Origin of the sequence: Actinoplanes sp. CA-252034 (assembly GCF_050956125.1) — a bacterium.
In the GTDB taxonomy this organism is placed as follows: domain Bacteria; phylum Actinomycetota; class Actinomycetes; order Mycobacteriales; family Micromonosporaceae; genus Actinoplanes.
In genome coordinates, this window is record NZ_CP191846.1 from 6,053,460 (window position 1) to 6,065,341 (window position 11,882).

Genomic DNA, 11,882 nt, shown 5'->3' on the forward strand with positions numbered 1-11,882 from the left:
GTCGCTAGTCGGCGACGCCGGTGAAGCCGGTCACCTTCTCCATCCGCAGGCGGACCAGCAGCTCGCCCTCGACGGCGTTGCGGGCGCCGTAGCTGTCGGCCAGGTCCGCGCCCATGTAGCGCTCGGCGATCCGGGTGGCCCAGATCCGCATGTCGGCCAGGTCGGTGGAGAGGGTCACCGGGCCACGGACGGTCACGTAGGCGTAGGGCGCCGCCTCCTCGTCGGCGCACAGGGCGGCTCGGCCGTCGCGGGCCAGGGCACGGCCTTTCACCGTGTCGGCCCCGGTGTTGAAGACCAGGTCGTCGCCGTCGAGCACGAACCAGATCGGCACCACGTGCGGGGACCCGTCCGCGCGTACCGTCGCCAGTTTGCCGGTCCGGGTGCCCGCCGAGAGGAAATCGCGGACCTCGGCCGTCGTCATCGCCTTCGCCATACCGGCATTCTGCCGGTTCTCCGCAGCGCGGGCCGGCGGACACCACGCTGATCGTCCGGCTCCGGCTCGCGGACGTGGGGAACTCGCCTCGGCCGGTCCCCCACGTCCGCGATTGATCAGATCAGGGTGCGCCAGTAGTCGGCGAACCGGACGCCGATCAGCGCGACCAGGATCAGCGTCCACAGCAGCGGGACCGTGCTGTGCACGGCGAGCAGCAGCTCCGTGATGCGGCGCGGCGCCGGCAGGTGCCCACGTTCGGCGTTGTGCAGCGTGAGATAGGAGAAGATCAGGATCATCACCACCCAGACCACCATGCAGTACGGGCAGAGCGCCCCGATCCGGTAGAGGCTCTGAACGACCAGCCAGTGCACGAAGACCACCCCGAACAGGGCCCCGGTCTGCAGCGCCAGCCACCACCAGCGCGGGAGCCGGGCACCGGCCAGCACCGCCACCCCGGTCGCCGCGACCACGGGGAACGCGACCACGCCGATCAGCGGGTTCGGGAAGCCGAAGACCTCCGCCTGCACGGTCGTCATGATCGAGCCGCAGGACAGGACCGGGTTGATCGAGCAGCTCGGCGTGTAGGACGGGTCCTTGAGCAGCGCGATCTTCTCGACCGTCAGCACGAACGACGCCAGCAGGCCGACCAGGCCACCGGCGGCGAGGATCCAGCCGATCAGCCGATCCGTGATCACCGGCCTCGTCCGCGTGATCTCCTGCTCCGTCCCCGTGATCTCGGGCACCATCCGAGTGATCTCCGGCCTCGTCATCGGGTGAGCGCCTTCTCGATCGAGGCCTGGAGTCCGTCGAGCTCGGTGAGCTCACCGTTGACGAAGAACGTCGGCGTGCCCCGGACACCGAGGGCTGCGCCGTCCGCGGCGTCCGACTTCACCCGCTCGGCCACCTCGGCGCTGGTCACGTCGGTGTTGTACTTCGCCATGTCGAGGCCGAGCTCGTTCGCGTAACCGGCGAAGACGGACGCCCGGGATTCCTCGGTGTGGCCCCACTGCGCCTGGTTCTCGAACAGCTTGACGTACATCTCGGTGAATCTGCCCTGCCGGGCGGCGGCCTCGGCGGCATGCGCGGCGGAATAGGCGTTGGCGTGGGAGGCGATCGGGAAGTACCGCACGGCATAGGTGATCCGGTCGCCGTACTCGGCGCGCAGCCTCTCCACCGCGGGGAACGCCGCACCGCAGGCCTCGCACTCGAAGTCGAGGAACTCGACGACGGTCACCTTGCCGTCGGCGGCGGTGTTCAGCCGGTGGCTGTCGTCGCGGACGGCCGCGACGGTCCCGGCCGGCGCTTTCGACTCGGTCAGATCGACGATCACGATCAGCAGCAGTACGGCGAGCGCGGCGCCGAGCACACCCGACGTCACCTTGAGGTTCGTGCTCATGCCGGGTTTCCTGGTCAGTTGGCGGGTGGCGTTACGGGTCTTCCTGGAGGTGCTCGCAGACATGACGGGTCCTTTCGCCGGTACGAGGGAAGGAACGGCCACACGCCCACACGGGTGCGGGCCGGCGCTCGGCAGCCGGAGTCAGGCCGGCGGCGGAGCGGCGGGGTTGCGGGAGTGGTGAGACAGCGCGGTGACAGCTCGACGACCCGGCAGCGCGATCACGTGCACGGGGCAGAGCGGTGACGTGCCGCTATATGCGCAGGACACCCGGCTGGGACGGGTCCGCGCCGGGCAGTGGCGCGGCGTCGGCCGGGGATGCGGCCGTGCGGATCGAGCCCGGCACGGTGCGCAGGTCGGGCAGCAGGACCCCGATCGTGTCGGCGGGCGGGCGCACCCGCGGCGCGGCGGCCGGGGACCAGGCGTCGCTCTGCGGTCGGCCCTCCGACGGCATCTCGTCGCCGGTGTGCTCGTGGCCGCAGGCTTTCTGCACGGCGACCACGACCGGGCTGTCGACGCCCGGGGCGAACCCGCCGCGGGCGTTGCCGGGCGTGAGCTGACTGACCGCGAGCAGGAACAACGCCATCAGGGCGGCAAGGAGCACGGCGGATCGGCGGCTGAGACGACGCGGGAACACCGGCATGCCTCCCCTCCACCGAGCGCTGACCCTGTGCGGCGACAAAGACTACCGTAGGTCACGGATCGACGGGGACCCGTCGCGGCCCTCGGGGGACGTCGCGGTAGCGGCACAGCCGGCGCCCGCCCCGGCCGGCCCGGTGCAGCAGGTGTCGCCGCGCCAGGCGTCGCGGCCCTCCTTCACGGCCACGGCGGCGATCATCAGGGCGGCGACCGGGTCGGCCCACGTCCAGCCGAACAGGCTGTTCACTGCCAGACCGACGAGCACGACCGCGGAGAGGTACGTGCAGAGCAGCGTCTGCCTCGAGTCGGCGACCGCCGAGCGGGACCCCAGCTCGCGTCCGGCCCGGCGCTGCGCCCAGGACAGGCCCGGCATGATCAGCAGGGACAGCGCGGCCAGGGCCAGGCCGATGGTCGAGTGCTCCGCCTCGGCGCCGCCCAGCAGCGCGCGCACCGACTCGACGGACACGTAGGCGGCCAGGGCGAAGAACGACACCGCGATGACACGCAGGGCGATGTGCTCCCGGGCCGCGGGGTCGCGGCCGGCGAACTGCCACGCGACCGCGGCCGCCGAGGACACCTCGATGATCGAGTCGAGTCCGAAACCGATCAGCGCGGTGGAGGAGGCGATCGTGCCGGCGGTGATCGCCACGACGGCTTCGACGACGTTGTACGTGATGGTGGCGGCGACCAGGAGCCTGATCCGGCGCTGGAGAATCACCTGCCGGCCGCTCGGCGTGATCGCGATCAGTGGACGGCTCATCAGCAGCAGCCCTTCTCCGCGGCGGCCGGGCAGGCCGCCGGATCCACGGCGAGCGTGATGCCGAGCAGGTCACCCAGGGCGTGCCCGAGCCGGGGATCGGCCAGCTCGTAGCGGACCCGACGGCCCTCCTGCGCCGCGACGACGAGACCGCAGCCGCGTAGGCAGGTCAGATGGTTCGACAGGTTCTGCCGGGTGGTGCCGAGCAGCTCGGCCAGCTGCCCCGGATAGCCGGGGCCGTCACGGAGGGCGAGCAGCAGCCGGGCGCGGGTCGGGTCGGACAGCGCGTGCCCGAAGCGGGCCAGCACCGAACCGGCGGTGAGCGTCTCCACGACCTCGACAGTACACCCGACGCTGTACTGTCGGAGCGGCCGGCCGGCCTCTTGCGCGTCCGGGGAGCGCGTGGCCCGTACCGCTGCCGGGTCTTGATCCGTCTCGCCGCGATGGGCGGGAGGTGGACGCCCACGGTGAGGCGGGTCGGTGTGAGGCGCGGTTTTCAGCGGCGTGGGGAGCGTTCCCAAATTCATTGACAGAGTTCGATTGCAGCGCTTACCGTCAGCCGAGGAAAGCGCTTACCCGCAGCGTACGGCCGAACCCACCGATTCGGCCGCGCGCCGGTCGCCATTCCCCAGGCGAGGGTCCGCGCCGTCCGCCCCAGTGCCGCCGCCCCGGGCGGCATCCGTCCCCCACGGAGGATCCCCCATGCCCACTCGGAGAACCGTCCTCTCCACCCTGTCCGCCGGCGTCCTCGCCGCGGGCGGGCTCGTCGTCGCCACCCCCGCACCGGTCTGGGCCGCCGAGTCCAGCCCGGTCGGCTACGCCAGCCTGAACGGCGGAACCAGCGGCGGCTCGTCGTCGACGGTCGTCACGGTGACGACCGCGGCCGCGCTCAAGTCGGCGCTGAGCTCCGGCACCTCACAGACCGTGCGGGTGTCGGGCCTGATCACGATCTCCGGTATGTACAGCGTCGCCTCGAACAAGACCGTCATCGGCGTCGGCGCGAGCTCCGGCATCACCGGCGGTGGCCTCAACCTCTCCGGCGTCCGGAACGTGATCCTGCGCAACCTGGTCTTCCGGAACGCGAGCGACGACTCGATCAACGTCCAGGAGGGCTCGACCAACATCTGGATCGACCACAACGACCTGGCCAGCGGCTACGACGGCCTGATCGACATCAAGCGCGGCTCGGACTACATCACCGTCTCCTGGAACCGCCTGCACAACCACGACAAGTCGATGCTGCTCGGCCACAGCGACGACAACGCGAGCCAGGACACCGGCAAGCTGCGCGTCACCTACAAGCACAACTGGTTCGAGGGCACCGGCCAGCGCCACCCGCGGGTCCGCTTCGCCAACCCGGTCCACGTGCTCAACAACTACTACAGCAACATCGGGTCGTACGGCGTGGCGTCGACCATGAACGCCGGCGTCTTCGTCGAGCGCAACTACTTCGAGAACGTCGCCAACCCGACGGTCACCCAGACCGGTGACTCGGACCCGGGCAACATCAAGGTCCTCAACAACTACAAGGTCAACTCGGGTACGGAGCAGGTCCGTAACGGCGCCAGCGTCGCCGCGATCCCCTACTCGTACACCCCGCAGGCCAACAACACGGTCAAGGCCACGGTCGTCGCCGGGGCCGGAACCGGCAAGATCTGAGCCCCTCTTCCCCACCGGCGGTGCCCGCTCCCGGCGAGCGGGCACCGCCCCTTTTCCGGTGTCACCCGTTGGTGGTAACCGGAACCTGTGAATTCCCCATGTCTCTGGTGATTCGGGCGCATGATGGGTCGACGTCAACGGTTGGAGGACCTACCGTTGACGGCCCGGAAACATTCGGGTAACTGGAGGTTCGGCATGGCCGCCAGCACGCTCGACGTCACCACCACCTCCGACGGAACCCTCGTCATCCACCCCCGCTGCCTGCGCGCCGGCGAGGACGCGACCGAGTTGCGGCGGGCGCTGATCCACGCCATCCGGCACGTGCGCCCCGCCCACCTGGTCCTCGACCTCGCCGACGTCCGCGAGCTGGACCCGATCAACCTGGGCGTCCTGGCCGCGGCCTGCCATCTCGGCGACGACCATCACGTGACCGTCTTCGTCGAGAACTCCTCGGCGGGCATCGCGCTACTGCTGACGGCGGCCGGCGTACCCATCCACCGCATCCGCCACATCCTGTGAGCCCGGCCCTGCTCCGAGGGCCGTCCACGACGCCCTGACGCCGAGCCGGGCCGGCACCACCGCGGGCTTTCCACCCCGGAGCGTCCCGGCGGCGTCGTGGCCGATGCACCGCACCGCGCCACGCCGCGCCACGCCGCCGGCGTCCAGCCGGCGTTCTCGGCCGATGCACCGCGCCACGCCGCCGGCGTCCAGGCGGCGTTTTCGGCCGATGCCCGCGCCACGCCGAACCGACCGCGCCCCGGCCAATGGATCATGACGATGGTCCTCGGCCGGTCGTCGCCTCCGGGCCGCCGCGGGCCTCGGCTTGGCACCGATCGCCGAGGGGACGGATTGCGGGCCGCGCGGCCCTGTCCGACGATGGGGCGATGATCCCGCGGCGGCCGGACGGCGGTTCCTCTCAACTCGAATCCGGCCGGGCCGACGGTGGGGAAACGTCACACTCTCGGGGAGTTCGATGCCGCAGCCTTGGAGCCCGGACAGCAACGGCGGCCAGGCCGGAGAGGCCCGGTCATGAACGGCGGTCTGCGGCTGGCCGCCCCGAGTCCGGCCGACCGGTTGAGCCAGGCGCTCGTCCACTTCGACCACTCCGATCCGGTGGCGGCCCGCGAGTTGGCGACCGCCGTGGCGGCCGGGGACGATCCGGCGCTGCGGGCCCGGGCACTGGCTCTGCTGGTTCGCTGTCATCTGGTGCTCGACGAGCACGTGGAGGTCCTGGCGCTGGCCCGTGAGGCCCTCGACGTGTGCTGGCGCATCGGTGATCGGGCCAGTGAGGCGATCGTGCACGCCACGGTCGCGCGGAGCCTGCTCTTCACGTGCGACCCGGTGAGCGCGATGGAAGAGATCATGACGGCGCTGGAGGTGGCCGACGCCAGCGGTGATCTGACCGCCCGGATGCTGTCCACCGGTACGGCCGGGACCGTCTATTGCTACCTGGAGCAGTTCGGTCAGACGCTGGAGTTCTGTGAGCGGGCCGCGGAGATGGCTCGGATCCTCGGTGACGAGATCACCAACGGCGCCATGATCGACACCATGGCCTGCGCCAACATGTGCCTGGCCGAGGAGGCCCGGTCGGCCGGTGACGAGGACGCGGCGCTGTTGCTGAGCGAGCTGGCCCAGAGCCAGTCCCGGGAGGCGATCGCCGTCGCGCGACGGCTGGGTCACCGCCGGCAGGAGGTGATCGCGCTCGGCAATCTCGCCGAGAGCCTGTCGTTCGCGGGGCGCACCGAGGAGGCGCTGGACCTGCTCACCGGGTGGCAGATCGACCCCGAGCGCGACTCCCAGTCGATCATCACGCACATCCGGGACACGCACGGGACCGTCTGCCTGGCCAGCGGGCGCTACGACGAGGCGATCGGCCATCTGCGGGCGGCGATGGCGTCGGCGGAGAGCAAGGCCAGCGCGATGGTGTCGGCGGAGCACCTCGCCGACGCCTACGAGCGCAACGGTGACCTGCGTGGCGCCCTGGACACGTACAAACTGTTCCACGCACTGTCCAAGGAGGTGGCGTCGGAGGCGGCGCTGCGCAGCGGGAGCATCGCCGTGGTGCGCATGGAGACCGCCCAGGCCAAGGCGGCCGCCGAACAGGAGCGGGCCCGGGTCGCGGCGCTGCAGCACGCCAATCAGGAGTTGCTGCGCAAGAGCCTGGAGGATCCGCTGACGGGGCTGGGCAACCGCCGGCACCTGGACGAGCTGATGGCCGACGGCCTGGCCGGGCACGCGATCCTGCTCGTCGACGTCGACCACTTCAAGCGGGTGAACGACGAGCACTCCCATCTGGTCGGCGACGGCGTGCTGCGGATGCTCGCCGGTCTGCTGCGGTCCGCGTGCCGTGGCGATGACGTGGTGGTGCGGTTCGGTGGCGAGGAGTTCGCGGTGCTGCTGGCCGGCCCGGACCTCACCAGCGCCACGACGACGGCACAGCGCCTGCGCAGCGAGGTGGCGGCACACGACTGGGACGCGGTGGCGCCGGGCCTGGCGGTCACGGTCAGCATCGGGCTCGCCCTGGGCGACGAGTCGACCGATCCGGCCGTGGTGCTGGGCCACGCCGACGAGCGCCTCTACGCGGCCAAGCGCGCCGGCCGCAACCGCGTGCACGGGCCGGCCGAGACCCCGTGACTCCGTGACTCCGTGACCCCGTGACCCCGTGGCCACGAGGCCACGGCCGGATGCAACGCCGAGCCTCCGGGAGCATCAGGCGCCGGGTGCCTGGGGTGGCGCGCAGCCCCAGGGGGCCGAGCTGCGCGCCACGTTCTCAGGCGACGGTGCGGATCAGCTTGCGGTTGAGGAACTCCTCGATGCCGTAGCGTCCGAGCTCCCGGCCGAAGCCGGACCGCTTCACACCGCCGAAGGGCAGCTCCGGCCCCTCGGCGCCGACGCCGTTGATGAAGACCATGCCGGTGTCGAGGCGGTCGGCGACGCGGCGGGCCTGCGCCGGGTCGCCGGTGAAGACATAGGACCCGAGGCCGTACGGGCTGTCGTTGGCGATCTCGACGGCGTGGTCCTCGTCGCGGGCCCGGATCACGACGGCGACCGGCCCGAACAGCTCCTCGTGGAAGCTCTCGAGACCGGTCAGCACACCCGCCGGATACCAGGCGCCGTCCCGCTCCCCCGCGCTGGCCAGCGTTGCGCCGGCGGCGACCGCGTCGGTGACCTGCTCCTCCAGCCGGACCGCGGCGGCCGCCGAGGACAGGGGCGCGGCCGGGGTGGCCAGGACCGCGGCGGTGAACCGGTCCACGAAGGCGTCATACAGGTCCTGGTGCACGATGAACCGCTTGCCGGCGTTGCAGGCCTGCCCGTTGTTGTCGACCCGGGCGGTGACCGCGGCGGCCACCGTGGCGTCCAGGTCGTCGCCGCCGAGGACGATGAACGGGTCGGAGCCGCCGAGCTCGAGGACGACCTTCTTGAGGTACCGGCCGGCGATCTCGGCGACCGCGGCCCCGGCCCGCTCGGAGCCGGTGAGCGAGACGCCCCGGACCCGTGGGTCGGCGATGACCTGCTCGATCTGCTCGTTGGTGGCGTAGATGTTGACGTACGCCCCGGGCGGGAACCCGGCGTCGGCGAAGATCTTCTCGATCAGCGCGGCCGAGGACGGGCACTGCGGGGCGTGCTTGAGGACGATGGTGTTGCCGGCGGCCAGGTTGGGACCGGCGAACCGGGCGATCTGGTAGGCCGGATAGTTCCACGGCATGATGCCGAGCAGCACGCCGACCGGGCGCCGCTGGATGACCGCGGACCCGTCGCCGTCGAGCAGCTTGATCTGCTCGTCGGCCAGGAACTCCTCCGCGTTGTCGGCGTAGAACTGGTAGATCGACGCGCTGAAGTCGACTTCGCCGAGCGCGTCCTCGTACGGTTTGCCCATCTCCTGCTGGATGGTCTCGGCCAGTTCGTCGCGGCGCTCGGTGTGCAGCCGGGCGACCCGGCCGATGAGGGCGGCCCGCTCGGCGACGGTGGCCGACGACGACCGGTAGGCGTCGTGCGCGAGGGCCACGGCGGCGGTGACCTCGGCGTCGGTGGCGGTCGGGTAGGTGCGCACGACCGCGCCGGTGGCGGGGTCGACAACTTGGTACAGGGTCACTCGGGTGCTCCGCTCAGGTGTTCGTGGACGGCCGGCCACTGCCCGTCACGCTGGTGGAAGACGATGGTCTCCCGCTCGTCGAGGGTCTGCTCGGCCCCGTCGAGGCGGACGACCGTGCGGACCCGGTGGGTGAAGATCGCGACATCCTCTCCGATGAGTTGCACGAACTGGTCCGTGGACTCGCAGGAGAGCACTCGGAAACCATCGCGCTCCCATCCGTACCACAGCTGCTCATAATCGGACAGCGACCGGATGGGCTGCGCGGTGGTGTGGAAGACGAAGGTCGCGTCGTCGGCGAAGCACCGGAAGTAGGCCGCGGTGTCGTGGGCGCCGAACGCTGCGACGAGCCGCCGGGCGACGCCGATGTCGAAGGTCACGAGTCTTTCCGGGGAGCGAGGGCGGACAGGATCTCGTAGAGGGTGTGAGCTGCGGCGATGCCGGTGATCTCGGCATGGTCGTAGGCGGGGGCCACCTCGACGACGTCGGCGCCGACCAGGTTGAGGTCGCTGAAGCCGCGCAGGGTGGCGAGCAGCTCGCGGCTGGTCATGCCGCCGGCCTCGGGGGTGCCGGTGCCAGGGGCGAAGGCCGGATCGAGCACGTCGATGTCGATGGAGAGGTAGACGGGACGGTCGCCGACCCGGTCGCGGATACGCTCGACGATGCCGCGGGCGCCGAGGTCGTCGATCTCCACGCTCGGCACGACGTGGAAGCCGAGCTCACGGTCGTCGTGCAGGTCACGGCTGGAGTAGAGCGGGCCGCGGGTGCCGACGTGCAGGCAGCCGGACGTGTCGATCAGGCCCTCCTCGGAGGCCCGCCGGAACGGGGTGCCGTGGGTGTGGGCGGCCCCGAAGTAGGTGTCCCACGTGTCGAGGTGCGCGTCGAAGTGGACGACCGCGACCGGTCCGTGCCGCGCGGCGACGGCCCGGAGCAACGGCAGCGCGATGGTGTGGTCGCCGCCGATGGTGACGAGGCGGCCGGCCCGTTCCAGCATCGCCCGCGCCCCGGCCTCGATCTGCGTGATCGCCTCGTCGAGGGAGAACGGGTTGATCGCGAGGTCGCCGGCGTCGGCGACCTGCTGGCCGGCGAACGGAGAGACGTCGGCGGCCGGATTGTACGGCCGGAGCAGCCGTGATGATTCTCGGACATGCGTGGGACCGAACCGGGCGCCGGGACGGTATGACACGCCGGCGTCGAACGGGACGCCGAGGATTGCCACGTCGATATCGGAGACCTCGTCGATGCGGGGCAGCCGGGCGAACGTGGCCGGGCCGGCGAACCGGGGGACGACGGTCGCGTCGACCTGACCGACGCGACCGTCCTGGACGATACGGGGAACGGAGGACATGGCTTTCCTTACTCGGTGGCGCCGGTGCGCGCCTTGACGCGGTGCCCGGTGGCGGCGTGGTCGTCGACGATCGCGGGCATCTCGCCGTCGGCAGCCGGGACGCCGCGCGGCCCGTCGGGACCGAACACGTAGCGGGGCTCGGGGAACAGGTGGATCAGGGCGAGGTAGGCGACGGCGGCGGTCCCGATCGAGACAGGCAGGCTGATGTCGATGCCCCCGGCGACGTTGCGGAACGGGCCCTCGATCAGGGGTGGGTAGTTGGCGAACAGCAGGCCGAGGATCGCGGCCGGGATCCAGGCGGCCATGCCGCGCCAGTTGACGCCGTCGGCGAACCAGTAGGCGCCGCCCGTCCGGCCCTGGTTGAACACCTGCAGGTCGGCCTCGCGGTAGTGGCCGCGCCGGACGACATACCCGATCGTCATGATGATCATCCAGGGGGTGGTGCAGATGACGATCGCACCGACGAACGCGTTCACGCTGGCCAGCAGGTCGAACGCGAGCCGGCCGACGAGGATGAAGACGAACGCGAGGCTGCCGATGACCAGCGACGCCTGGACCCGGTTGAGCCGCGGGAACACCGACGAGAAGTCGAGGCCGGTGCCGTAGAGCGAGGTGATGCCGGTGGACAGGCCGCCGAGGAACGCGACCACGATCAGCAGCAACGCATACCACGCCGGTGAGATGTTGATCAGAGCGACGATGTAGTCGGCCTCGCCGGCCACCAGGGTCGCGGTGAAGACGCCGAACAGGAACGGCACCAGCGTGGCGAGCTGCGCGCCGAAGGTGGCGGCGAGCAGGCGGGACGGTGCGGTGCCGGCCGGGATGTAGCGGGACCAGTCGCCGAGGAACGCGCCGAACGAGATCGGGTTGCCCATCACGATCAGGGCGGAGAGCACGAACGTCGGCCAGAACGAGCCCAGAGCGTACGCCTCCGGGCCGGGGTTGTAGCCCAGGTCGAGGGTGCCGCTGTAGGCCAGGATGCCGAGCAGGATCAGCGCCGTGTTGCCGAAGACGACGATCTTGTTGACCAGGAGCATGAACGCGTAGCCGTAGATCACCACGACGATGACGATCGCGCCGAGGATCGCGTAGACGACGCCGCGCAGCAGGTCGGAGTCTTGCACGCCGGCCAGCCGGACCAGAGCGCCGACCACCGCGTCGCCGCTGACCCAGACCGAGATGGAGTAGAACGCGATCGCGGTGAGCAGCGACAGGAACGAGCCGACGACCCGGCCCCGGACTCCGAAGTGCGCGCCCGAGGCGACCGCGTTGTTCGTCCCGGTGAGCGGCCCGAACAGGCCCATCGGGGCGAGGAAGAGCGAGCCGACCAGGACGCCGAGGACGGTCGCGGCGACCGCCTGCCAGAGCGAGAGACCGAGGAGTACGGGAAAGGTGCCCAGGATGACGGTGGCGAACGTGTTCGCCCCGCCGAACTGGATGCGGAACAGGTCGAGGGGTCGCGAGTGCCGGTGGGCGGCCGGGATGGTGTCGATGCCGTGCTGCTCGACCTCGGTGATCCTGGGTCGCTGTATGTCTGTCATGGCGCATGTCCTTCGCCGAGGG

The 11,882-nt window shown here is 71.0% G+C and carries 13 protein-coding genes; 3 read left to right on the forward strand and 10 right to left on the reverse strand.

What is annotated here, in order from left to right; genetic code table 11:
- Positions 1–4 precede the first annotated feature (4 nt).
- The 6 genes from ACQPZW_RS27930 to ACQPZW_RS27955 form a co-directional block, all read right to left on the reverse strand.
- On the reverse strand, positions 5–433 hold the full coding sequence (locus ACQPZW_RS27930; RefSeq protein WP_433788995.1) for a PPOX class F420-dependent oxidoreductase: 429 nt from the start codon (positions 431–433) through the stop codon (positions 5–7).
- A gap of 116 nt (positions 434–549) precedes the next feature.
- Positions 550–1,179, reverse strand: a complete 630-nt coding sequence (locus ACQPZW_RS27935) for a vitamin K epoxide reductase family protein (protein ID WP_433788996.1) — start codon at positions 1,177–1,179, stop codon at positions 550–552.
- Positions 1,180–1,199: 20 nt separating this feature from the next.
- Complete coding sequence (locus ACQPZW_RS27940; protein ID WP_433797639.1) at positions 1,200–1,829, reverse strand: DsbA family protein; 630 nt, start codon at positions 1,827–1,829, stop codon at positions 1,200–1,202.
- Positions 1,830–2,079: 250 nt separating this feature from the next.
- Positions 2,080–2,469 carry a hypothetical protein gene (locus ACQPZW_RS27945; RefSeq protein ID WP_433788997.1) on the reverse strand — a complete coding sequence of 130 codons (390 nt, stop codon included), beginning with the start codon at positions 2,467–2,469 and terminating at the stop codon, positions 2,080–2,082.
- Positions 2,470–2,511: 42 nt separating this feature from the next.
- Positions 2,512–3,225 (reverse strand): cation transporter, encoded by a 714-nt coding sequence (locus tag ACQPZW_RS27950; protein WP_433788998.1) that lies wholly within the window; start codon positions 3,223–3,225, stop codon positions 2,512–2,514.
- Positions 3,225–3,554, reverse strand: a complete 330-nt coding sequence (locus ACQPZW_RS27955) for an ArsR/SmtB family transcription factor (RefSeq protein ID WP_433788999.1) — start codon at positions 3,552–3,554, stop codon at positions 3,225–3,227. The genes ACQPZW_RS27950 and ACQPZW_RS27955 overlap by 1 nt, the downstream gene beginning before the upstream one ends.
- A 370-nt stretch (positions 3,555–3,924) precedes the next feature.
- Between ACQPZW_RS27955 and ACQPZW_RS27960 the strand changes: the two genes are divergently transcribed.
- The 3 genes from ACQPZW_RS27960 (at position 3,925) to ACQPZW_RS27970 (ending at position 7,515) form a co-directional block, all read left to right on the forward strand.
- Positions 3,925–4,881, forward strand: coding sequence for a pectate lyase family protein (locus ACQPZW_RS27960; protein ID WP_433789000.1), 957 nt, complete (start codon positions 3,925–3,927; stop codon positions 4,879–4,881).
- Positions 4,882–5,076: 195 nt separating this feature from the next.
- Positions 5,077–5,400 carry an STAS domain-containing protein gene (locus tag ACQPZW_RS27965; protein WP_433789001.1) on the forward strand — a complete coding sequence of 108 codons (324 nt, stop codon included), beginning with the start codon at positions 5,077–5,079 and terminating at the stop codon, positions 5,398–5,400.
- A gap of 510 nt (positions 5,401–5,910) precedes the next feature.
- Positions 5,911–7,515, forward strand: coding sequence for a tetratricopeptide repeat-containing diguanylate cyclase (locus ACQPZW_RS27970; RefSeq protein ID WP_433789002.1), 1,605 nt, complete (start codon positions 5,911–5,913; stop codon positions 7,513–7,515).
- Between the two features lie 136 nt (positions 7,516–7,651).
- Here ACQPZW_RS27970 and ACQPZW_RS27975 read toward each other — a convergent pair whose 3' ends face one another.
- From ACQPZW_RS27975 to ACQPZW_RS27990, 4 genes are read right to left on the reverse strand one after another with little or no spacing between them, the layout of a single operon-like run.
- Positions 7,652–8,974 (reverse strand): NAD-dependent succinate-semialdehyde dehydrogenase, encoded by a 1,323-nt coding sequence (locus ACQPZW_RS27975; RefSeq protein ID WP_433789003.1) that lies wholly within the window; start codon positions 8,972–8,974, stop codon positions 7,652–7,654.
- Entirely contained in the window at positions 8,971–9,351 is a 381-nt protein-coding gene (locus ACQPZW_RS27980) for a YybH family protein (RefSeq protein WP_433789004.1), read from the reverse strand. Before ACQPZW_RS27980 ends, ACQPZW_RS27975 begins: the two co-directional genes overlap by 4 nt.
- A complete protein-coding gene (speB, locus tag ACQPZW_RS27985) occupies positions 9,348–10,319 on the reverse strand; it encodes an agmatinase (RefSeq protein ID WP_433789005.1) in 972 nt (323 codons plus the stop codon). The genes ACQPZW_RS27980 and speB overlap by 4 nt, the downstream gene beginning before the upstream one ends.
- Positions 10,320–10,327: 8 nt before the next feature.
- The gene (locus ACQPZW_RS27990) at positions 10,328–11,860 is read right to left on the reverse strand and encodes a purine-cytosine permease family protein (protein ID WP_433789006.1); all 1,533 of its coding nucleotides are present in this window, start codon (positions 11,858–11,860) and stop codon (positions 10,328–10,330) included.
- Between the last annotated feature and the right edge of the window lie 22 nt (positions 11,861–11,882).

Coding starts and splice junctions, on each gene's coding strand:
- ACQPZW_RS27930 (WP_433788995.1), bottom strand. CDS start 433: ATGGCGAAGGCGATGACGACGGCCGAGGTCCGCGATTTCCTCTCGGCG.
- ACQPZW_RS27935 (WP_433788996.1), bottom strand. CDS start 1,179: ATGGTGCCCGAGATCACGGGGACGGAGCAGGAGATCACGCGGACGAGG.
- ACQPZW_RS27940 (WP_433797639.1), bottom strand. CDS start 1,829: ATGAGCACGAACCTCAAGGTGACGTCGGGTGTGCTCGGCGCCGCGCTC.
- ACQPZW_RS27945 (WP_433788997.1), bottom strand. CDS start 2,469: ATGCCGGTGTTCCCGCGTCGTCTCAGCCGCCGATCCGCCGTGCTCCTT.
- ACQPZW_RS27950 (WP_433788998.1), bottom strand. CDS start 3,225: ATGAGCCGTCCACTGATCGCGATCACGCCGAGCGGCCGGCAGGTGATT.
- ACQPZW_RS27960 (WP_433789000.1), top strand. CDS start 3,925: ATGCCCACTCGGAGAACCGTCCTCTCCACCCTGTCCGCCGGCGTCCTC.
- ACQPZW_RS27965 (WP_433789001.1), top strand. CDS start 5,077: ATGGCCGCCAGCACGCTCGACGTCACCACCACCTCCGACGGAACCCTC.
- ACQPZW_RS27970 (WP_433789002.1), top strand. CDS start 5,911: ATGAACGGCGGTCTGCGGCTGGCCGCCCCGAGTCCGGCCGACCGGTTG.
- speB (WP_433789005.1), bottom strand. CDS start 10,319: ATGTCCTCCGTTCCCCGTATCGTCCAGGACGGTCGCGTCGGTCAGGTC.
- ACQPZW_RS27990 (WP_433789006.1), bottom strand. CDS start 11,860: ATGACAGACATACAGCGACCCAGGATCACCGAGGTCGAGCAGCACGGC.